The organism is Burkholderia sp. AU38729 (assembly GCF_020419725.1).
Taxonomy (GTDB): Bacteria; Pseudomonadota; Gammaproteobacteria; order Burkholderiales; family Burkholderiaceae; genus Burkholderia.
In genome coordinates this window covers 384094-404968 of sequence record NZ_JAIZQO010000002.1, presented here as the reverse complement: position 1 = coordinate 404968, position 20875 = coordinate 384094, and the positions used below count along the sequence as shown (strand labels likewise).

20 protein-coding genes and 1 pseudogene are annotated in these 20875 nt (G+C 68.9%); 13 read left to right on the top strand and 8 right to left on the bottom strand.

Features of this window, described 5'->3' with window-relative positions; all coding sequences use genetic code 11:
• Nucleotides 1–33 precede the first annotated feature (33 nt).
• The 4 genes from LGM56_RS06855 to LGM56_RS06840 form a co-directional block, all read right to left on the bottom strand.
• A complete protein-coding gene (locus tag LGM56_RS06855; protein WP_226203721.1) occupies nt 34–1056 on the bottom strand; it encodes an Ldh family oxidoreductase in 1023 nt (340 codons plus the stop codon).
• 1 nt (nt 1057) lies between these two features.
• The gene (locus LGM56_RS06850; protein WP_226203719.1) at nt 1058–2641 is read right to left on the bottom strand and encodes an aldehyde dehydrogenase (NADP(+)); all 1584 of its coding nucleotides are present in this window, start codon (nt 2639–2641) and stop codon (nt 1058–1060) included.
• A gap of 76 nt (nt 2642–2717) precedes the next feature.
• Nucleotides 2718–4343 (bottom strand): APC family permease, encoded by a 1626-nt coding sequence (locus LGM56_RS06845; RefSeq protein ID WP_226203717.1) that lies wholly within the window; start codon nt 4341–4343, stop codon nt 2718–2720.
• 232 nt (nt 4344–4575) lie between these two features.
• On the bottom strand, nt 4576–5496 hold the full coding sequence (locus tag LGM56_RS06840; RefSeq protein ID WP_006484863.1) for a dihydrodipicolinate synthase family protein: 921 nt from the start codon (nt 5494–5496) through the stop codon (nt 4576–4578).
• A 251-nt stretch (nt 5497–5747) separates the two neighbouring features.
• On the opposite strand from LGM56_RS06840, the gene LGM56_RS06835 reads away from it, so the two are divergent.
• The 4 genes from LGM56_RS06835 (at nt 5748) to LGM56_RS06820 (ending at nt 9430) form a co-directional block, all read left to right on the top strand.
• Nucleotides 5748–6680 carry a 4-hydroxyproline epimerase gene (locus LGM56_RS06835; RefSeq protein WP_226204213.1) on the top strand — a complete coding sequence of 311 codons (933 nt, stop codon included), beginning with the start codon at nt 5748–5750 and terminating at the stop codon, nt 6678–6680.
• On the top strand, nt 6677–7804 hold the full coding sequence (locus LGM56_RS06830; RefSeq protein WP_226203715.1) for an NAD(P)/FAD-dependent oxidoreductase: 1128 nt from the start codon (nt 6677–6679) through the stop codon (nt 7802–7804). The genes LGM56_RS06835 and LGM56_RS06830 overlap by 4 nt, the downstream gene beginning before the upstream one ends.
• A gap of 127 nt (nt 7805–7931) precedes the next feature.
• Nucleotides 7932–8165, top strand: coding sequence for a 2Fe-2S iron-sulfur cluster-binding protein (locus tag LGM56_RS06825; protein ID WP_226203713.1), 234 nt, complete (start codon nt 7932–7934; stop codon nt 8163–8165).
• A complete protein-coding gene (locus tag LGM56_RS06820; RefSeq protein WP_226203711.1) occupies nt 8162–9430 on the top strand; it encodes an FAD/NAD(P)-binding oxidoreductase in 1269 nt (422 codons plus the stop codon). The genes LGM56_RS06825 and LGM56_RS06820 overlap by 4 nt, the downstream gene beginning before the upstream one ends.
• A gap of 147 nt (nt 9431–9577) precedes the next feature.
• Here LGM56_RS06820 and LGM56_RS06815 read toward each other — a convergent pair whose 3' ends face one another.
• The gene (locus tag LGM56_RS06815; RefSeq protein ID WP_226203708.1) at nt 9578–10522 is read right to left on the bottom strand and encodes a LysR substrate-binding domain-containing protein; all 945 of its coding nucleotides are present in this window, start codon (nt 10520–10522) and stop codon (nt 9578–9580) included.
• 163 nt (nt 10523–10685) lie between these two features.
• On the opposite strand from LGM56_RS06815, the gene gtdA reads away from it, so the two are divergent.
• The 9 genes and pseudogenes from gtdA to LGM56_RS06770 form a co-directional block, all read left to right on the top strand.
• Complete coding sequence (gene gtdA, locus LGM56_RS06810; RefSeq protein ID WP_226203706.1) at nt 10686–11729, top strand: gentisate 1,2-dioxygenase; 1044 nt, start codon at nt 10686–10688, stop codon at nt 11727–11729.
• A gap of 97 nt (nt 11730–11826) precedes the next feature.
• Nucleotides 11827–12525, top strand: coding sequence for a fumarylacetoacetate hydrolase family protein (locus LGM56_RS06805; protein WP_226203704.1), 699 nt, complete (start codon nt 11827–11829; stop codon nt 12523–12525).
• Between the two features lie 25 nt (nt 12526–12550).
• On the top strand, nt 12551–13192 hold the full coding sequence (gene maiA / locus LGM56_RS06800) for a maleylacetoacetate isomerase (protein WP_226203702.1): 642 nt from the start codon (nt 12551–12553) through the stop codon (nt 13190–13192).
• Nucleotides 13193–13211: 19 nt separating this feature from the next.
• Nucleotides 13212–14420, top strand: a complete 1209-nt coding sequence (locus LGM56_RS06795; RefSeq protein WP_226203700.1) for a 3-hydroxybenzoate 6-monooxygenase — start codon at nt 13212–13214, stop codon at nt 14418–14420.
• 80 nt (nt 14421–14500) lie between these two features.
• Nucleotides 14501–15865 (top strand): MFS transporter, encoded by a 1365-nt coding sequence (locus LGM56_RS06790; protein WP_226203698.1) that lies wholly within the window; start codon nt 14501–14503, stop codon nt 15863–15865.
• 98 nt (nt 15866–15963) lie between these two features.
• A complete protein-coding gene (locus LGM56_RS06785) occupies nt 15964–16314 on the top strand; it encodes an ArsR/SmtB family transcription factor (RefSeq protein ID WP_226203696.1) in 351 nt (116 codons plus the stop codon).
• Entirely contained in the window at nt 16304–16738 is a 435-nt protein-coding gene (locus LGM56_RS06780; RefSeq protein ID WP_226203694.1) for a YeeE/YedE family protein, read from the top strand. The genes LGM56_RS06785 and LGM56_RS06780 overlap by 11 nt, the downstream gene beginning before the upstream one ends.
• Nucleotide 16739: 1 nt before the next feature.
• Nucleotides 16740–17162, top strand: coding sequence for a DUF6691 family protein (locus LGM56_RS06775; protein ID WP_089497180.1), 423 nt, complete (start codon nt 16740–16742; stop codon nt 17160–17162).
• Between the two features lie 39 nt (nt 17163–17201).
• Nucleotides 17202–17504: pseudogene (locus LGM56_RS06770) on the top strand (PLP-dependent aminotransferase family protein); the annotation flags it as partial.
• Nucleotides 17505–17585: 81 nt separating this feature from the next.
• On the opposite strand, the gene LGM56_RS06765 reads toward LGM56_RS06770, so the two are convergent.
• The 3 genes from LGM56_RS06765 to LGM56_RS06755 all read right to left on the bottom strand — a co-directional run bounded on the left by LGM56_RS06765 (nt 17586) and on the right by LGM56_RS06755 (nt 20816).
• Nucleotides 17586–17861, bottom strand: a complete 276-nt coding sequence (locus LGM56_RS06765) for a hypothetical protein (RefSeq protein ID WP_011355479.1) — start codon at nt 17859–17861, stop codon at nt 17586–17588.
• Nucleotides 17862–17958: 97 nt separating this feature from the next.
• Entirely contained in the window at nt 17959–19296 is a 1338-nt protein-coding gene (locus LGM56_RS06760) for a cytochrome-c peroxidase (protein ID WP_226204211.1), read from the bottom strand.
• Nucleotides 19297–19352: 56 nt separating this feature from the next.
• Complete coding sequence (locus tag LGM56_RS06755; protein WP_226203691.1) at nt 19353–20816, bottom strand: metallophosphoesterase family protein; 1464 nt, start codon at nt 20814–20816, stop codon at nt 19353–19355.
• Nucleotides 20817–20875: the final 59 nt, after the last annotated feature.

The window sequence follows — 20875 nt, the reverse complement described above, 5'->3', positions numbered from 1 at the left end:
GCCGACGACGAAGCCGCGCCGCTCGATCGCGCGTCAGTCGAGCAGCGTCAGGATCTCGTCGTACAGCGCCTTCGGAATCCGCACGCCGTTCGCGATGCTGCGCGCGCGGGCGTCGAAGCGGCGTTGCGACGGCAGCCGCGCACCCTGCGCGACGATCGATTCGAACATCTGTTCGCCGCGCGCGAGCCCCGTGTCGAGATCGTCGCCGAGGAACACCTTCGGGTCGAACGCGATCACGAGTTCGCCGTGGCACGGCGTCGCGCCGACGCCTTCGTCGAAGTCCATCGACTCGCGGCTCGTCATGTCGCCGATCAGCGCGCCGCCGAGCAGTTCGACCATCGCCGCGAGCGCCGAACCCTTGTGGCCGCCGAACGTGCGCATCGCGCCCTGCAGCGCGGCTTTCGGATCGGTGGTCGGCCGGCCGTCGGCGTCGATCGCCCATTCCGGCGGGATCGCCTTGCCTTGCTTCGCATGCAGCTCGATGTCGCCGCGCGCGATCGCGCTCGTGGCGAAATCGAACACGAACGGCACGCCGCCCGGGCGCGGCCATGCGAACGCGATCGGGTTCGTGCCGAACACCGGCTCCTTGCCGCCTTCCGGTGCAACCCAGCTATGGCTCGGGTTCATCGCGATGCCGACCAGCCCCTCGGCCGCGACGGCCTCGACCTCGGGCCACAGCGCGGAGAAGTGGTAGCAGTGGTTGATCGTCATCGCGGCGATGCCGTGCTGCTTCGCCATCTCGACGAGCACCGGCAGGCCGGTCTCGAAGCTCAGCAGCGAAAAGCCGCGATGTGCGTCGACCGAGACGATCGACGACGACAGCCGGCGCAGCGTCGGCACGGCTTGCGGATCGACCTTGCCCTTCTTCAGCGACCGCACGCAGACGAGCAGCCGGTACACGCCATGCGAATGGCATTCGTCGCGCTGGCCCTGCGTGATCACGTTGGCGATGGCACGCGCATGCGCGTCGGACATGCCGTTGTGCGTCAGCACGCGCAGCGCGAGCGCGTGGACTTCATCGAGCGACAGGACGATTTCGTCGGTGGATGCGGTCATCTCACGCCTCCCGCGGCGCGGGCACGCCGTCGATACGTTGCGGCACGTTCAGCGGATTGCCGTTGCGGATCGCGTCCGGCAGCAGCGCATCAGGCAGGTCCTGATACGACACCGGGCGCAGGAAGCGCTCGATCGCGCGCGCGCCGACGGACGTCGTGCGCGTGTCGGACGTGGCCGGGAACGGGCCGCCGTGCACCATCGCATGGCCGACCTCGACACCCGTGCCGAAGCCGTTGACGAGAATGCGGCCGGCCTTGCGCTCGAGCAGCGGGCGCAGCGCGGCGAACAGCGGCGCGTCGCCATCGGCGAGATGCGCGGCGATCGTCAACTGGCCTTCGAGCGACTTCAGCACGCGATGCAGCGTGTCGGCGTCCGGGCAACGCACGATCAGCGAAGCGGGGCCGAACACCTCGTCGCGCAATTCGGGATGCGCGATGAAAGCGTCGGCCGAGGTCGCGAGCAGCGCCGCGCTGGCCTGCAGGCGGTTGCCTTCGATGCCTTGTGCGAGCAGCTCGACGGCCGCGTGATCGCGCAGCGCCGCGACGCCCTGTTCGTAGCTGGCGTGGATGGGCGGCGTCAGCATCGTTTGCGCGGGCGCGGCACGCACCGCGGCGGCGGCCGTTTCCTCGAACGCGCGCAGTGCGGGCCCGTCGACGGCGAGCACGAGGCCCGGGTTCGTGCAGAACTGTCCTGCGCCGAGCGTGAGCGACGCGACGAACTGCGGCGCGATCGCATCGTGGCGCGCGTCGAGCGCGGCGGGAAACAGCAGCACGGGATTGATCGAGCTCATTTCCGCATAGACGGGAATCGGCTCGGGGCGCGCGGCCGCGATGTGCATCAGCGCGACGCCGCCGCGGCGCGAGCCGGTGAAGCCGACGGCCTTGATGCGCGGATCGGCGACGAGCGCCTGGCCGATTTCTCGCGACGCGTCGAACAGCAGCGAGAACACACCGGCCGGCATCCCGCATTCACGCGCGGCTTGCTGGATCGCGCGGCCGACGAGTTCCGAGGTGCCCGGATGCGCCGAATGCGCCTTGACGATCACCGGGCAGCCGGCCGCGAGCGCCGACGCGGTATCGCCGCCGGCGACCGAGAACGCGAGCGGGAAGTTCGACGCACCGAACACGGCGACGGGCCCGACCGCGACGTTGCGCAGGCGCAGGTCGACGCGCGGCAGCGGCTTGCGCTCGGGGCGCGCCGGATCGATCCGCGCGTCGAGAAAGCCGCCGTCGCGCACGAGCGACGCGAACAGCGCGAGCTGGCCGACCGTGCGGCCGCGCTCGCCTTCGATGCGCGCGCGCGGCAGGCCCGTTTCGATGACGCAGCGCTCGATCAGGTCGTCGCCGAGCGCCATGATGTGGCGGCCGATCGCGTCGAGAAACGCGGCGCGGGCTTCGAGCGACGTTTCGCGATAGGTGTCGAAGGCGTCGTCGGCGAGCGCGCAGGCCGTCTCCAGGTCGTGCAGGCTCGCGCCGCCGAAGGCGGGTTCGAGCCGTTCGCCGGTGGCGGCGGCGATCGCGTGGAGGGTGCCGTTCTGTCCGGCGACGGCGGACGGGCCGATCAGGAGCTGACCTGTGAGTTGCATGGTTTTCCTCGGGAAAAAACAGGAGCCGGGCGTGGAGCGCCCGGCCGAAGGGATCATGGGAAAAGGAGCGAATGCGTCAGTCCTCGTCGTCGTCGAGTTGCAGCTTCTCCGAGCGCACGCCGGTGTTCGCCCCCCAGTAATAGATGACGAGCGCGACGGCCGCGACGACGACCGTGTCGTACGGATGGGCAAGCTGGCCCGTGCCGCCGAAGCCGCCGAGATACGACAGGACGATCATCGCGGCATAGAACGCGATCAGCCACGCGGACGAGCGCACCTGCTCGGCGAGGCTCAGGTGCGCGGTCGGCACCCAGCGGCGGCACGCGAGATAGATCACGAACATCACGATCTGCAGGCCGAGCAGCCAGGACACCGTGCTCCAGCCCGACCAGTAGACGATCAGCGCGGCGATCACGAACGACGCGGGGCCGGTGATGCCGAACGCGCTGGCGCGGAACGGCCGGGGCAGGTCGGGCGCGGTGCGGCGGAGGGCGGCGACCGACACCGGTGCGACCGCATAGCTCAGCACCAGCGCGGCCGACACGATGTTGATCAGCGCTTCCCACGACGGGAACGGCAGCGTCCAGAAGATCGCGAGGCCGAACGTGAGCCACAGGCCCGCGCGCGGAATGCCCGACGCTTCGTCGACGCGCGTGAACACCTTGAAGAACGTGCCCGTCTTCGCCCAGCCGTAGACCACGCGCGGCGTCGCGTTCATGTAGATGTTGCCGCAGCCGCTCGGCGAGATCATCGCGTCGGCGACGACCATCACCGCGAGCCAGCCGACGCCCAGCGCCAGCGCGATGTCGCGGTACGGCAGCGAGAACGCCTTGCTCACGTCGTGCCAGCCGGCGGCGAGCATGTCGGTGGGGAGGCTGCCGATGAACGCGAGCTGCAGCAGCACGTAGATCAGCGTCGACAGCAGGATCGACAGGATCAGCGCGATCGGGATCGTGCGCTGCGGATTGCGCACCTCGCTCGCGACCGACACGATCGGCGTGAGCCCGAGGTACGCGAAGATGATGCCGCCCGCGGACACGGCCATCTCGATGCCCGGCATGCCGAACGGCGCGAAGCCCTGGATCGTCAGGTTCGCGGGCTTGAAGAACGTGAACAGCACCGCGATCACCGCCAGCGGCACGATGAACTTGAAGAGGCTGATGATGTTGTTCGCCTTCGCGAACGTCTTCACGCTCGAATAGTTCAGGTAAAAGAAGAAGCCCAGCAGCGCGGCCTGCACGAGCCAGCCGAGCGTGGTCGGGTCGCTCGATCCTGCGACGGTCAGGCCCGGAAACCACGCGGCCGCATACTGGCGCGCGGCGACGACTTCGATCGCGATCAGGCTCGAAAAGGCGATCAGCGTGATGAAGCCCATCAGGTAGCCGAGCAGCGGGCCGTGCGAGAACACCGGGTAGCGCACGACGCCGCCCGCGCGCGGCAGCGCGGCGCCGAGTTCGCAGTAGACGATGCCGAGCAGCAGCACCGCGAAGCCGCCGAGCAGCCACGAGAAGATGCCGGCCGGGCCCGCGATCGTCGACACGTGACTCGCGGCGAACAGCCACCCCGAACCGAAAATGGCGCCGAGACCGATGAACGTGAGATCGGTCAGCGACAGCTGTTTCTTGAACTTGCCGTGACCCGCGTCGGGGTGCGCGGAACGGGAAAGCGGGACAGACGGGTGAGCGTTGCCTTGGCCTGGCATGGGCGTGTCTCCTGGAGGAATATCGGCACAGGCTCGAGGTGCGCCGCGCTCCGACGGAGCAGCGGCGCCAGCCTGCCGGCCGGCGTCGCCCGGTTCGAACGACCGGGGCGGGCTGCGGGGCGTTCACGCGCGGCGCGCTCGGGCGCCGGTATGAACGGGCCCGCGGGCCATGCCGGACCGAAGACGGCGGCGCGCAGGGGGAAAGCCCGCACGCCGCCGCAGAGGGAGTCGATCAGAGACCGACGTCGGGCAGCGCCGGGCGCGTTTCGAGCGCCTTCGCGACGATGGCCTTCACTTCCGCGAGCGTGTCGCCCTGCAGCGCGAGGCGCGGCGGGCGCGTGATCGCGCTGCCGCGGCCGACCAGCTCTTCGCACAGCTTGATGCACTGCACGAGGTCGGGGCGTGCGTCGAGGTGCAGCAGCGGCATGAACCAGCGATACAGCGCGAGCGCTTCGTCGAAACGCTTCTGCTTCGCGAGGCGGAACAGCGTCTCGCCTTCCTTCGGGAACGCGTTCGACATGCCCGACACCCAGCCTTCGGCGCCGACGGCGATGCTCTCGACCACGACGTCGTCGAGGCCCGCGAACAGCACGAAGCGATCGCCGACCGCGTTGCGCAGGTCGATGAAACGGCGCGTATCGCCCGACGAATCCTTGAAGCAGACGATGTTCTCGCAATCCTGCAGCGCGATCAGCACGTCGGGCGTCACGTCGTTCTTGTAGATCGGCGGGTTGTTGTAGACCATCACCGGCAGGTCGGTGCTGGTTGCGACCGCGCGGAAGTGCGCGGCGGTTTCGTGCGGCTTCGCCGAGTAGACGAGGGCGGGCATCACCATCACGCCGTCGACACCGACGCGCTGCGCCTCACGCACCGTGTTGCGCGCGAATTCGGTCGTGAATTCGGCGATGCCGGCGATCACCGGAATCTTGCCGCCGGCCGCGTCGCGTGCGGCTTCGATCACCTGGAGCTTCTCGCTCGTCGACAGCGACGTGTTCTCGCCGACCGTGCCGCAGACCACGAGGCCCGATACGCCGTCGTTCACCAGGTTCTTCACCACGCGGTGCGTGGCATCGATGTCGAGGGAAAAGTCCGGCTTGAACTGGGTGCTGACGGCCGGGAAAACCCCGGTCCACTGAATGGCGTTTCGGCTCACTTCAATCTCCTACGTGTTTGTATCGGTCGGCCGACAGGTGTCGGTGTGGCAACCAGTATCGCCGCGCAAATGCCCATCACGCTTGAGTCGTATCGCGGAGCAAAATGACGAAATCGGCACAGCGGCCGGACGGCGCGGGAAGGGCGCTTCGCACTATGCCGATTTCGTCGTCGTCCTCATCGAAAAGCCACAAGCGGGCGGACGCGCGACGGAGGAAGCTGTGCTCCTTTCCCCACTTCGGACGGCTCATGATGAAGCGCATCCAGATCATCGATTCGCACACGGGCGGCGAACCCACTCGGCTCGTCGTGTCCGGTTTCCCCGCGCTCGGCAGCGGCACGATGGCCGAGCGCCGCGACGTGCTCGCGCGCGAGCACGACCGCTATCGCACCGCATGCATTCTCGAACCGCGCGGCAGCGACGTGCTGGTCGGCGCATTGCTGTGCGAACCCGTGTCGCCCGATGCGGCGGCCGGTGTGATCTTCTTCAACAATAGCGGCTATCTCGGGATGTGCGGGCACGGCACGATCGGCGTCGTGCGCACGCTGCACCATATGGGGCGCATCGCGCCCGGCGTGCACCGGATCGAGACGCCCGTCGGCACCGTCGAGGCGACGCTGCACGACGATCTGTCGGTCAGCGTGCGCAACGTGCCTGCGTATCGCCATGCGAAGGGCGTCGCGCTCGACGTGCCGGGTTACGGCCCCGTGAAGGGCGACGTCGCGTGGGGCGGCAACTGGTTCTTCCTGATCAGCGACCATGGGCAGCGCGTTGCCGGCGACAACGTCGCGGCGCTCACCGCGTATGCGTCGGCCGTGCGCGAAGGGCTCGAACGCGCGGGCATCACCGGCGCGAACGGCGGCGAGATCGACCATATCGAACTGTTCGCCGACGATCCCGAACACGACAGCCGCAGCTTCGTGCTGTGCCCGGGCCTCGCGTACGACCGCTCACCGTGCGGCACCGGCACGAGCGCGAAGCTTGCGTGCCTCGCGGCCGACGGCAAGCTCGCGCCGGGCGCCGTATGGCGGCAGGCGAGCGTGATCGGCAGCGTGTTCCAGGCGAGCTACGAGCAGGCCGACGGCGGCATCGTGCCGACGATTCGCGGCAGCGCGCACTTGAGCGCGGAAGCGACGCTGCTGATCGAGGAAGACGATCCATTCGGCTGGGGTATTGCGCCGTGAGCGACACGAAGACGGATGTCGTCGTGATCGGCGCCGGCATCGTCGGCGCGGCGTGCGCGCACGAACTCGCGCAGCGCGGGCTGCGCGTGCTCGTCGTCGACGACGCGAGCGGCGGGGCAACCGGCGCGGGCATGGGGCACCTCGTCGCGATGGACGACAACGCGGCCGAACTCGCGCTCAGCCATTACTCGATCGAACTGTGGCGCGCGCTGAGCGGCGAGATGCCGGAAGGGTGCGCGTACCGCAACTGCGGCACGTTGTGGCTCGCCGCCGATGCGCACGAAATGGATCTGGCGCGCGCGAAGCAGGCGACGCTGGCCGCGCATGGCGTGGCGGGCGAACTGATCGACGCGGCGACGCTCGCGCGACTGGAGCCGATGCTGCGCGCGGGCCTCGGCGGTGCGCTGAAGATTCCCGGCGACGCGATTCTCTATGCGCCCGTCGCCGCAAACTGGCTGCTGCAGCGCGCGCCGCGCATCACGTTGCGGCGCGACCGGGCCGTCGCGGTCGACGGCCCGAGCGTGACGCTCGCGAGCGGCGACACGCTGCGCGCGGAGCGGGTGGTCGTCGCGAACGGCGTGGCCGCGCGCACGCTGCTGCCCGAGTTGCCGCTGCGCCCGAAAAAGGGCCATCTGCTGATCACCGACCGCTATCCGGGCCAGGTGTCGCACCAGCTCGTCGAGCTGGGCTATGCGGCGAGCGCGCATGCGAGCGACGGCACGTCGGTCGCGTTCAACGTGCAGCCGCGGCCGACCGGCCAGTTGCTGATCGGTTCGTCGCGCCAGTTCGACACCGAGGACGCGCAAGTCGACCCGCCCGTGCTCGCGCGCATGCTGCGCCGCGCGGTGGGTTATCTGCCGGACCTGGCCGACCTGAACGGGATCCGCGCATGGACGGGCTTCCGTTCCGCGAGCCCCGACGGGCTGCCGCTGCTCGGCGAGCATCCGGCGCGGCCGGGCGTGTGGCTCGCGGTCGGGCATGAAGGGCTCGGCGTGACGACCGCGCCGGGCAGCGCGCGGCTCGTCGCAGCGCTGATGGCCGGCGAACGGCCGCCCATCGATATCGAACCGTATTTGCCGGGACGCTTTCTGAGCGCGTCCCTCGTAGCCGGAGCGCTGACATGAAACGATCCCCACGCTCACTTCGTTCGCTGTCGACCGGTGTTGGCGCTTCAGCGCTTACTCCGGTCCCATGCACGGCGCCCCCCGCGGGGGCGGTCAACCTCCTTGGGGCGGCCCGGCGGAGGCTGACATGATCATTCATCTGGACGGCCGCACGCTGACGGTGGCCGACGGCGCGACCGTCGCGGCCGCCGTCGCGGCGAGCGGCGACGACACGACGCGCGTGTCGTGCACGGGTGCGGCGCGTGCGCCGTTTTGCGGGATGGGCATCTGCCAGGAGTGCAGGATGACGATCGATGGCCGTCGCCGGCTGGCTTGCCAGACGCTGTGCCGCGACGGGATGCAGGTGGAGCGCACGCGATGAAACAGGAACGACTGAGCGTCGACGTCGCGATCGTCGGTGCGGGGCCGGCCGGGCTGTCGGCCGCGCGGGCCGCCGCGCGCAGCGGTGCGACGGTTGCGATCGTCGACGACAATCCGCGCGCGGGCGGGCAGATCTGGCGGCAAGGCGCGGCGACTACGCCGACGCCGGCCGCCGCCGAGCGGCTCGCCGTGTTGCGGCAGCCGAACGTCACGCATCTCGCGGCGACGCGCATCGTCGCTGAGACGCAGCCGGGCACGCTGCTGCTCGAAGACGACGAGCGCGGGCTGTTGCTCGACTTCCGCACGCTGATTCTCTGTTGCGGCGCACGCGAGTTGCTGTTGCCGTTTCCGGGCTGGACGCTGCCGGGCGTTACCGGCGCAGGCGGCTTGCAGGCGTTGATCAAGTACGGCCTCGACGTGCGCGGGCAGCGCACGGTGATCGCGGGCAGCGGGCCGCTGCTGCTGGCGAGCGCGGCGACGGCCCGGCAGGCCGGCGCGCGCGTGTCGCACGTGCTCGAACAGGCCGCATGGGGCGACGTGGCCGGGTTCGGGGCGGGGCTGTGGCGCTGGCCGTCGAAGCTTGCGCAGGCCGCGAAGCTCGTCACCGCCGCCTATCGGCCTGATGCGCATGTCGTCGAGGCGTTCGGCGACAAGCGGCTCGAACGCGTGCGGATTCGTCAGGGCGATCGTGAGTTCGACGTCGACTGCGACCGGCTCGCGTGCGGCTTCGGCCTCGTGCCGAATACCGCGCTGCCGAGTCATCTCGGCTGCCGGATCGACGATGGCGCGGTGGCGGTCGATGTGCACCAGCGTACGAGCCGCGATGGTGTTTTTGCGGCGGGCGAGTGCACGGGCGTCGGCGGTAGCGAACTGGCGATGGTCGAAGGCGAAATCGCCGGTTTGGCGGCGACCGGGCAGACGGCGCAGTTGGCCGCGCTGGTTACGCAGCGGGCGCACTGGCAGGTGTTTGCCGATGCCGTACGCGAGCGTTTCGCGATCCGCGAACCGATCCGCCGGCTCGCGCGGGCCGACACGTTGCTGTGCCGTTGCGAGGACGTGCGTTTCGACGCCGTCGCGCAAGCACCGGGCTGGACGGCCGCGAAGCTGCAATCACGCTGTGGGATGGGCGCGTGTCAGGGCCGCGTGTGCGGCGCCGCCGCGCAGGCGCTGTTCGGCTGGACACCGCCAGCGCCGCGCACGCCGCTCGTGCCCGCGCGGGTCGGCACGCTGATGCTGGACGGTACGGCATCCTGCGACGGCGCGTGACGCGTCGCCGCAACACGGCAACACGGCAACACGGCAACACGGCAACACGGCAACACGGCAACACGGCAACACGGCAACACGGCAACACGGCAACACGGCAACACGGCAACACGGCAACACGGCCCGGTTGACACCGGGCCGCGCCATTCATTCCGCCTTCACTTTCTCCCATCCGCCGACCTGCAGCGCCGCGCAGGCGCGCAGGCACTCGATCGTCGCGGCCACGGCCGCGCGATTCGCGCTGTCGGGATGCCAGTACATCGACACCGCACCCTGGCCCTCGAGCTGCATCGGCAGGATCCGGATCGCGTTCAGTTGCGCGAAGCGCTGCGCAGCGCGGTGCGATGCCACGCCGAGCAGGTCGGTGTTGTTCAGCAGCGTGAGGTTGAGGATCGACGAATTCGATTCGACGCAGTGTGGCGGCCGTGCGCGGCCGGCGGCCGACAGCGCGGCCTCCAGCGCGTTGTGCACGGGCGTGCCCGACGGCCATACGATCCACGAGTAGGCGAGCACGTCGTCCCAGTCGACCGACGTCGCACCGGCGAGCGCGTGGCCGGGCCGCGCGACGAACACGACCGGATCGACATACAGCGCTTCGGCATGCAGCAGCGGATCGACGGATGTCGACCCCGAGCGGCCCACGACGATATCCAGTTCGCTGCGTGCGAGCTGAGGCATCAGCTGGTTCATCGTGCTTTCGGTCATCCGGACCTGCGCGCGCGGCATCCGTTTCAGCAACTGCGATACCGCGAGCGGCACGGTATCGGCCGCCGCCACGCCGGACGTACCGATCGTCACGAGGCCGCTGCCGCCTTCCCGCAGCGCGGCCATGTCGTCGCGTGCGATGTCGAGCTGCGCTTCGACGCGGCGCGCATGCTCGATCAATGCTTCGCCGTACGGCGTCGGCCGCAGGCCGCGCGCATGCCGCTCGAACAGCGGCAGCCCGACATCCTCTTCCAGTTCCTTCAGCCATTTCGACAGCGCGGGCTGCGTGGTGGCGAGCGCGACCGCCGACTGGCTCAGATTGCCGGTGCCGGCAAGGCTCAACAGTACCTGCAGATGCCGCAGTCGCAGCCGGTGGGTCCAGTCCATCGCATGCCTCGTCGCGAGTAGGTATATCCAGAAACATATGGATCAGATGATTTGACCATTTTACCGGGTATGTCTGGGTCGAATATAAATCCACTAACGGACTGCAGCACGGTCCCGCCCCGACATAGCGCCGACGCCGATCGGCCGACTCCAAGGAGACATCATGACGACCCACCCGGACGCGTCACGCGCCGCCTACTACGCACGGATCGCCGAGCAACGCCTGGCGCCGCTGTGGGAATCGCTGCACAACCTCGTGCCGACATCCCCGCAGCCGGCCGCGCAGGCCGTGATCTGGAAATACGCGCAGGTGCGCGACCTCGTGATGCAGGCCGGCAGCGTGATCAGCGCGGAAGAAGCCGTGCGTCGGGTGCTGGTGCTGGAGAACCCGGGGCTGCCCGGCAAGTCGAGCATGACACCGACCCTGTACGCGGGCCTGCAGTTGATCCTGCCGGGCGAGATCGCGCCGAGCCACCGGCACACGCAGTCGGCGCTGCGCTTCATCGTCGAAGGGCGTGGCGCGTGGACGGCCGTGAACGGCGAGCGCACGACGATGCATCCGGGCGACTTCATCATCACGCCGTCGTGGGCATGGCACGACCACGGCAACCCGCCGGAAGAAGCGGGCGGCGAGCCGGTCGTGTGGCTCGACGGGCTCGACATCCCGCTGCTCGCGAACCTCGACGCAGGCTTCGCGGAGAACTACCCGGAAGCCGTGCAGCCGGTGAATCGCCCGGAAGGCGACAGCTTCGCGCGCTTCGGTCACAACATGGTACCGGTGCGGCATCGCGCGAGCGATCCGACGTCGCCGGTATTCAGCTACCCGTATGCCCGCACCCGCGAGGCGCTCGACGCGCTGTACCGGAACGGCGAGCTCGATGCGTGGGACGGCGTGAAGCTGCGCTATGTGAACCCCGCGACGGGCGGCTGGCCGATGCCGACGATCGCCACCTTCATGCAGTTCCTGCCGGCCGGTTTCGACGGCCGCACGTACCGCAGCACCGACGCGACGATCTACTGCGTCGTCGAAGGCCGCGGCACCGCGCACATCGGCGGCAACGCCTTCGAATTCGAGGCGCACGACATCTTCGTCGCGCCGTCGTGGGTGCCGGTGCGGCTGTCTGCGTCGTCCGACAGCGTGCTGTTCAGCTATTCCGACCGGCCCGTGCTCTCCGCGCTGAACCTGCTGCGCGAAGCGCGCGACTGACGCCGGCCGGTTTCGACGATCCGTTTTCCGTTTCCCGTTTCCCGTGCGTCGCTGCGGCGGCGCGCCCCCTTCATTCGTATTGATGCTGGAGCCATTCATGACTTTCGTTTTCCCGCCCGAAGCGCCCGTGGCGCTCCCCGTCGTCGGCAGTGACGCGCAGTTCGCGGTGCGCCGCGTGTATTGCGTCGGTCGCAACTACGCGGCCCATGCACGTGAAATGGGCTTCGATCCCGATCGCGAGCCGCCGTTCTTCTTCTGCAAGCCGGCCGATTCGATCGTGCCGGTCGCGTACGGCGACACGCTCGATCTCGCCTATCCGTCGCAGACGCAGAACTATCACTACGAAGCCGAGCTCGTCGCGGTGATCGGCAAGGGCGGTTCGGACATCCCGCTCGAGCGCGCGCTCGAACACGTGTGGGGCTACGCGGTCGGCCTCGACATGACGCGCCGCGACCTGCAGATGAAGATGCGCGAGATGGGCCGGCCATGGGAAATCGGCAAGGCATTCGACCGCTCGGCGCCGATCGGGCCCGTGCATCCGGCGAGCGAGGTCGGTCACTTCGAACAGGGTGGCCTGTGGCTGACCGTCAACGATGCGACGAAGCAGAAGAGCGACGTGTCGCACCTGATCTGGTCGGTCGCGGAAACGGTGGCCGACCTGTCGAAGTTCTTCCGCCTCGAACCGGGCGACGTGATCTTCACGGGCACGCCCGAAGGCGTCGGCGCGGTGGTCGCGGGCGACGTGATGAAGGTCGGCGTCGAACGGCTCGGCGAACTGACCGTGCGCGTGGTCTGACGCATCTTGATCAAAAGGCGACATCGTGCAACTGCATAGCTTCTTCAACAGTTCGACGTCCTACCGGGTGCGTATCGCGCTCGCGCTGAAAGGGCTGCCGTACGACACGCTGCCGGTGAACATCCGCACCGGCGAGCATCGCGAGGCGGCGTACGTCGCGAACGTGAATCCGTCGGCCGCGGTGCCGGCGCTGGTCGATGGGGATTTTCGTCTCGGGCAGTCGCTCGCGATCCTCGATTACCTCGACCAGATCCAGCCGACGCCTCGACTGATTCCGCTCGAACTGCACCATCGTGCGCGCGTGCTGGAACTCGCGACGCTGATCGCATGCGACATCCATCCGGTCAACAACCTGCGCGTGCTGCGCTATCTCGACACCGAGTTGAAGGTCACGCCGCAGCAGAAGACCGCGTGGTACCGCCACTGGATCGCGGAAGGGATGGCCGCCGTCGAGCGGCTGCTCGTGCGCGCGGACGAGGGCCCGTGGTGCTTCGGCAACACGCCGACGCTCGCGGACGTATGCCTCGTGCCGCAGGTCGCGAACGCGTTGCGGATGGATTGCGACCTGAGCGCGTATCCGCGCAGCCTCGCGGTTTATGAACACGCGCGGCACGAGCCGGCGTTCGACGCGGCACAGCCGCAGCGGCAACCGGATTACGTCGCGTAACACGAAGCAGGAGACAGACATGGGCGAGACAAAACACAACGGCCGGCGCGTGCTGGTGATCGGCGGCGGCATCGGCGGGCTCGCGACGGCGCTCGCGCTTGCGCGCCAGGGCATCCGCGTGAAGCTGCTCGAACAGGCCGACCGGATCGGCGAGATCGGCGCGGGGATCCAGCTCGCGGCGAACGCATTCAACGCGCTTGACGCGCTGGGTGTCGGCGAGGCCGCGCGCGGCCGGGCGGTGTTCACCGACTGGCTGCAACTGATGGACGCGGTCGATGCGCGCGAGGTGGCGCGCGTCGATACGGGCGCCGCGTACCGCGAGCGCTTCGGCAATCCGTATGCGGTGATTCATCGCGCGGACATTCACCTGTCGATCTACGAGGCGGTCAAGGATCATCCGCTGATCGAATTCCGGACGAGCACGCAGGTGTGCGGCTTCGAGCAGGACGGCAACGGCGTGACCGTGACCGACCAGCACGGCGAGCGTTATCGCGCCGATGCAGTGATCGGCTGTGACGGCGTGAAATCTGCGATCCGTCAAGCGCTGATCGGCGACGCGCATCGCGTGACGGGCCACGTCGTGTATCGCGCGGTGGTCGACGTCGACAACATGCCGCAGGACCTGCAGATCAATGCGCCGGTGGTATGGGCCGGCCCGCATTGCCATCTCGTCCACTACCCGCTACGCGGTGGACGGCAGTACAACCTCGTCGTCACGTTCCACAGCCGCGAGCAGGAAACCTGGGGCGTGCGCGAGGGCAGCAAGGAAGAAGTGCTGTCGTACTTCGACGGCGTCCATCCGCTGCCGAAGCAGATGCTCGACCAGCCGACGTCGTGGAAGCGCTGGGCGACCGCCGATCGCGATCCGGTCGAACGCTGGAGCGAGGGCCGCGCGACGGTGCTCGGCGACGCCGCGCATCCGATGACGCAATACATCGCGCAGGGCGCGTGCCAGGCGCTCGAGGACGCGGTGACGCTCGGTGCGGCCGTGGCCCGCACCGATGGCGATTTCGAGGCCGCGTTCGCGCTGTATGAACGTGTGCGGATTCCGCGCACCGCGCGCGTGCTGTATTCGGCGCGCGAGATGGGGCGGATCTATCACGCGAAGGGCGTCGAGCGGCAGGTGCGCAACGGGCTCTGGGTCGGCCGCACGCAGGCGCAGTTCTACGACGCGCTCGACTGGCTGCACGGCTGGCGCGCGGAGGATTGCCTGAAGACGGTCGCGTAACGCGGCGCGATTGCCCCGATTCCGGCGGTGCGCAATTCAACGACACGACGCGCGACCGCCTTCCTGGAGGAGACACCATCATGACCGATACGCTGTCCATCGACGTCAGCGAATGGATCGACCGGCATCGCGTGGCGCCGTTTCAGGCCGCGATCGTCGTCCTGTGCTTTCTGATCGTCGCGATCGACGGTTTCGATACCGCATCGATCGGGTTCATCGCCCCCGTCATCCGTGCGGAATGGGGGCTGTCGCCCGCGCAGCTCGCACCGGTGTTCGGTGCGGGGCTCGCGGGGCTGATGGCCGGCGCGCTCGTGTTCGGGCCGTTCGGCGACCGGTTCGGCCGCAAGCGGCTGCTGCTCGCCTGCGTGGCATGCTTCGGCATTGCGAGCGCCGCGTCGGCGAGCGCGGGCGGCCTGACCGAGCTGATCGCGTGGCGCTTCGTGACCGGGCTCGGGCTCGGCGGCGCGATGCCCAATGCGATCACGCTGACGTCCGAATACTGCCCGGCGCGACGCCGCTCGCTGCTGGTGACGACGATGTTCTGCGGCTTCACGATCGGTTCCGCACTCGGTGGGCTTGCGGCTGCGTCGTTGATCGAACACCACGGCTGGCGGGCGGTGCTCGTCGTCGGCGGCGCCGCGCCGTTGTTGCTGCTGCCCGTGCTTGCGTGGCGGCTGCCGGAATCGGTGCGCTATCTCGTCAATACAGGCGCGGCGCGCGAACGGATCGCGGCGATGCTCGGTCGTATCGCGCCGGATCCGCATCTTCTGAACGCGTCGTTCATCGCGCCCGCCAGCAAGCCGGCCGGGTCGCCGCTCGGCCGCCTGTTCGGCGCCGACCTGCTGCGCGGCACGCTGCTGCTGTGGCTCACGTTCTTCATGAGCCTGCTCGTGATCTACCTGCTGTCGAGCTGGCTGCCGACGCTGCTGCGCACGACCGGCGCGACGCTGCAGACGGCCGCGCGCGTGACCGCGATGTTCCAGGTCGGCGGCACGCTCGGCGCGATCGTCCTCGGCGGGCTGATGGACCGTTTCGATCCGCATCGCGTACTGGCCTGCAGCTATGCGGCGGCCGGTGTGTTCGTCGCCGCGATCGGCGTGTTTGCCGCATCGCCCTGGGGCGCCGCGCTCGCGGTGTTCGCGGCCGGCTTCTGCGTGTCGGGTTCTCAGGTCGGCGCGAACGCGCTGTCGGCTGCGTTTTATCCGACCGAGTGTCGCACCACCGGCGTGAGCTGGGCGAACGGGATCGGCCGTGGCGGCTCGGTCGTCGGATCGATGACGGGCGGCGCGATGCTCGCGATGGGCGTGCCGTTGTCGACTGCGTTTGCCGTCGTCGCGGCGCCGTGCGTGATCGCGGGGATGGCGGTGCTGGCGCTCGGTGTGGTGCGTGCCGATGCGGCGCGCATGCCGGCCGCGAAGGCGATGGCGGGCGAGCAGACCACTTGAGCGAAGGAGGCGGTGCAAGGCCGCCTGCCGGCAAACAGCGGGGAGCGACATTATATAAATTAATATAATATTGATTCTTTAATTGTCTCCCTGCGCCAATGAACGACGATCTTTCCGCCGGGTTGCCGGAACCCGACTCGATGCGCGCGGCTGCCGAATCGGCCTGCGCGCTGCTCAAGGTGCTGTCGAATCCCGACCGGCTGCTGCTGCTCTGCGAACTGTCGCAAGGCGAGCGCTGCGTCAGCGATCTCGAGACAGCGCTGGATATCCGCCAGCCGACGCTGTCGCAGCAGCTCGGCGTGTTGCGGGACAACGCGCTGGTTCGCACACGCCGCGACGGCAAGAACATCCACTATTCGCTCGACAGCCCGGCCGCGATCGCGGTGATGGGCGTGTTGTACGAACAGTTCTGCGGCCCGGCCGCGAAGGGGCGGCGCGATGCAGCTTGATGCGCTTCATTTCACGCCGTGGCTGTCGCTGGCCGGCGGCGTGCTGATCGGGCTCGCGGCCGCGTGGCTCGTCGCGTTCAACGGCCGGATTGCCGGCATCAGCGGTATCGTCGGTGGTCTGTTCACGGCACGCGCGGGCGAGCGCGACTGGCGCGCCGCGTTCATCGCCGGGCTGATCGCCGCACCGCTTGTGATGTACGTCGCAGGGAATCGTATGACGCCGCAGGTCGATGCAGGCTGGGTCGAACTGGTGGCGGCCGGGCTGCTGGTCGGCGTCGGCACGCGGTACGCGGGCGGTTGCACGAGCGGCCACGGCGTGTGCGGGATGTCGCGCGGTGCGCTGCGCTCGGTGGTCGCGACGGTGGTCTTCATGGTCGCGGGCTTCGTGACCGTCTTCGTGCGACGGCACGTGCTGGGAGCCTGACATGCAGGCAGGATTCGCGTTTCTGGCGGGGCTGCTGTTCGGCGTCGGCCTCATCGTGTCGGGCATGGCCAATCCGCAGAAGGTGCTCGGTTTTCTCGACCTGGCGGGGCGCTGGGATCCGTCGCTCGCGTTCGTGATGGCCGGTGCGATGGGCGTGGCCGTGTTCGCGTTCGCGTGGGCGAAGCGCCGGACGCGGACGTGGCTCGGCTTGCCGATGCAGTTGCCGGCCGCGCGGGCGATCACCATGCGGCTGGTTGCCGGAAGTGCGGTGTTCGGCATCGGCTGGGGGATCGCCGGGTTCTGCCCGGGGCCCGCGATCGTGTCGATCGGCTTCGGGTCGGCGAAGGGGATCGTGTTCGTCGTCGCGATGCTGGCCGGGATGGCGGTATTCGAATGGGTCGAGCGGCGCAGGAGCGTGCGGTGATGTCGGGGCCGCCGCGTGCCAGGCAGGGTGCGGCGGTCGCGCGTGCAGCGTGACGCGACGATCGATGCAATTGCGCGGCATTTCCCGGCCGGAACGCGGATGAACCAGCCGCCGGGCGGGATGCTGCCGTGGATCGCGCTGCCGGACGGCGTGCGCTCGGAGCCGCTGTTCGACGCCGCGCTCGCGCACGGAGTCAGGATCGCGCCCGGTTCGATCTTCTCGAATTCCGACCGCTTCGACGGCTATATCCGGCTCGCTTGCACGTGCGTGTCCGATGCGGCGCACGAAGCGGCATTTGAAACGCTCGGCCGCCTCGTACGGGAAGCCACCGCGGCCACGTAAGCACGGTGTCGGCCGGCCGGGCTAGCGAATGCGCAGGCCCTCCGTCATTCCGGGCCACCGATACGGCGAGCCGCCGCCATTTCATCGGCTGGCCGAGTGCGTGGCGAGGTGCTGGCGGATCAGCGACAGGTAACGATCACCGACCGAGAAATCGCGCGCGGCGCGCGGCCGTTCGGCTTGGCGCAGCGTGGCCGGTGCGCTCATGCCCAGATACCGGCATACCGCCGATGGGAACGGCTTGCGCGTATGCCCGAGCTGGCGAGCCGCGCGCTCGACGCGGGCATCACCGACCTGAGCGCGGAGCCACGCCAGCACTTGGCGATCGGCTTCGTTGACGATACGGACCAGATGTTCCATCGCGCACCTCACTGTTCATAAATACAGTACTGTAAATATAACCAGTGTTTGCGGTGACCGCAAGTGGGTATGCGTGCGGCTGGCCGTTCGGCCAGGGTCAGCGGGCCGGCACGGCGGTTCGCGTGATCCGGCCAGCAGGGGCCGCGGGCGCCACAGAAGCAGCAACCTTCGTATAGCGCGCGTCAGTCAGCGTGCCGAGGAACGCGACGATATCGTCGATTTCCGCGTCGCTCAGCGCAGGCGGCGTGCCGGGCCGGCGGTTCATCGGCGTCGAGTTGACGTTGATGTTGCCGCGGTAGGCGGCCGGCACGTCGTCGAACGTTCTGGCCCCGTGATACCAGAAGTCCGGGTCGGTCGAGCGTGTGTTGTAGAACGCGACCGCGTCGCGCAGGGTCGTGAACACGCCGTTGTGCATGAACGTCTGCTTGACCGCGACGTTGCGCAGCCCCGGCGTGCGCAGGTAGCCGCACCATTGCGTCGGCTCGGGCCAGCGCAGCCGCCTTGCGGTGTCGCACAGCCCGTTGTCGAAATGGCGCGGATCGCGGTTCGCCGGCAGCGCGCGGTTACGCGGCACCGCGATCGCGTCGTAGCCGAAATCGGTGAAGAGCGAACGCTCCGGGCGGCTCGATGTTTCCGACAGCGTATGGCAGCTCATGCAGTTGCCCTTGTCGGGATTCCGGAACAGCGCGAGGCCGCGCATTTCGGCCGGTGCCAGCGGCTTGCGCGTGCGCAGGAACACATCGAAACGCGACGTGAACGGCGCCATCTCGTCGCTCTGCAGATAGGCTTCGACGGCCAGGCCCAGCGCACGCACCAGTTGCTCGGGATCACGCCGCACCGGCGCACCGAAGCGCGCGGCGAGATCGGGCGCGAGTTCGGTCGTGTCGACCTTGCGCAGCAGCGCGGCCGGCGACCGGTTGTTCATTTCGTTCGGATCGAACAGCGGCCCGCGGATCTGCTCGGCGAGCGTATCCGCGCGGCCATCGCTGAACAGGCCGCCGAACGGCGACGGCGCGGGTGCGTCGTCATCCTGATAAAAGTGGCGGCGCGGCACGTAACGCACATAGAGCAGCGACGGCGCGTTGCGCTGGCTGAAATGCCCGGGCCGGCTGCCTTCCGGCACGCCGGGCCCCGCGAGCGAGGCGGCCGACAGCGTCGGCGCGAACGCGCGGCCCGGATCGTGGCAGCCCGCGCACGACATACCGCGCGGCTCGGACAGTCGCGGATCGAAGAAGATCCGGCGGCCGAGTGCGACGAGCGTCGGGTCGGGCGCGAAGCGCGCGGTCGCCGCATCGATCTTGCTCGTCACCTGCGGCGTGCCGTTGCCGATCGTATCGACGATTCGCGAAGGCGGCGCACCGGGAAGCAGGACCGTTTCGGCCGGCGCGGCGTGAGCCGCGAGCGCCAGGCCGGAGAATACGGCCGCCGCGGCCAGCGTGCGCAGCGTTTGCAGGCCGCCCGCACGGCGGCCGTCACATCGAACCCCTTCACTCACGGCGCAATGAACCCCGTCTTGTCGCAGGCGAGCGTCGTGCCGGACTGGTTGCACGACGCGAGCAGCTTGCCGGCCGCCGAATACGCGTGGAACACCCAGCCGGTCGCCGGGGAGGCGCGGCGTTCCATGATCAGGAAGCCGAAGCTGTTGTTGTGCGACAGCCGTTCGATCACGGCGCCCGGTGCGGGCGTCAGGCCGGCCGGGAACGGGTCGGGCAGCGCGACGTCGAGATTGTCGCCGCCGTTGCCGGACACGATCGTCGCCGGATGCCCGGACGAGAAGTTGATTGCCTGGAAGTCGTGCACGTGCCCGTGCAGCGCGACGTGCACGCCGGGCGGGTAGTACGCCTGCGCGTTGAGGCTCGACATCACCGACTGCAGCGCGAGGTTGCCCGGCGCGGGCGTGCTGCCGGCGATCGGCGCGAATGCGAGGATCGGATGATGGTTCGTGAAGATCGTCGTGGTCATGCCGGCCTTCGACGCGAGCGCGGCGACCGTCTGGAACTGCTTCTGATAGATGCCGAATTGCGCGTCGGTCGTCTTGAGCGGCGTGCGGCCGACCTTCGCGGTGTCGAACACGATCACCTGCGAGCCGCCGCCGAGCGACACCGCATAGGGTTCCGAATAGTTCGCGTTGTTGTCGTTGGCCGGATCGTCGCACGAGCGCGCGGCCGAATACGGGCGCGGATCGAGGAAGCGGAACCAGCCCTGGCCTGCACGCGCGCACTCCTCGTGGTTGCCGCGCACGACGACCCATGGCGCCTTCGCGAGCAGCGGCGCGGCCGGGCGGAACAGGTCGGCCTGCCACGTATCCCAGCCATAGCCCCACGGGCTGTCCTTGCAGCCGGCGATGTCCGGCGGGCACGCGTTCTCGCGATAGTGGTAGTCGCCGATGTGCATCACGAGGTCGGGCGACAGCTTCGCGACGCTGGCCGCGATCGTGTCGAACGGCCACACCGTCGCGTCGTTGCACGCCTGCCACGCGTTGTCGGCTTTCTTCATGCGGCAGCCGGTGTCGGCGATGATCGCGATGCGTTGCGGCTGCGCCTTCGGCAGCGGCAGCGTGCGGCCCGCGACGCTTGCCGCCTGCGCGCCGGCCGGCAGCGTCATCTCGCAGACGGACACCGGGAAGCTCGACGGCTTCGAATCGGCCGGATCGCTGGCGGTCGGCCGTTGGGCGAGGGTCGCTGCGCCCGCGCGCACGGACATGCGCGACAGCTTGCCGTCGACGGTCAGTTGCGGGCACAGCGGATCGCCGGCCGACGCGGGCGTGTAGTTCGTGATGACGCGCGCGATCGCCTGGTTCGACTCGCCGATCTCGACCCATGCGGCCTGGACGTTGGCCGACGCGCTGGCCGGATCGGCCGGCGAATCGATGTGGTTCGAGCACGCGAACAGCGCGGCGAGGGCAGCAAGGGGAGCGCAGCGCACGAGCAGCGCGCGCGTGAGGAGTCGTCGCATGGGAGGCACCGTAGGAAAGTCGTCAACGATACGCAGCGCGAATGTAAGAAATGTGAAAT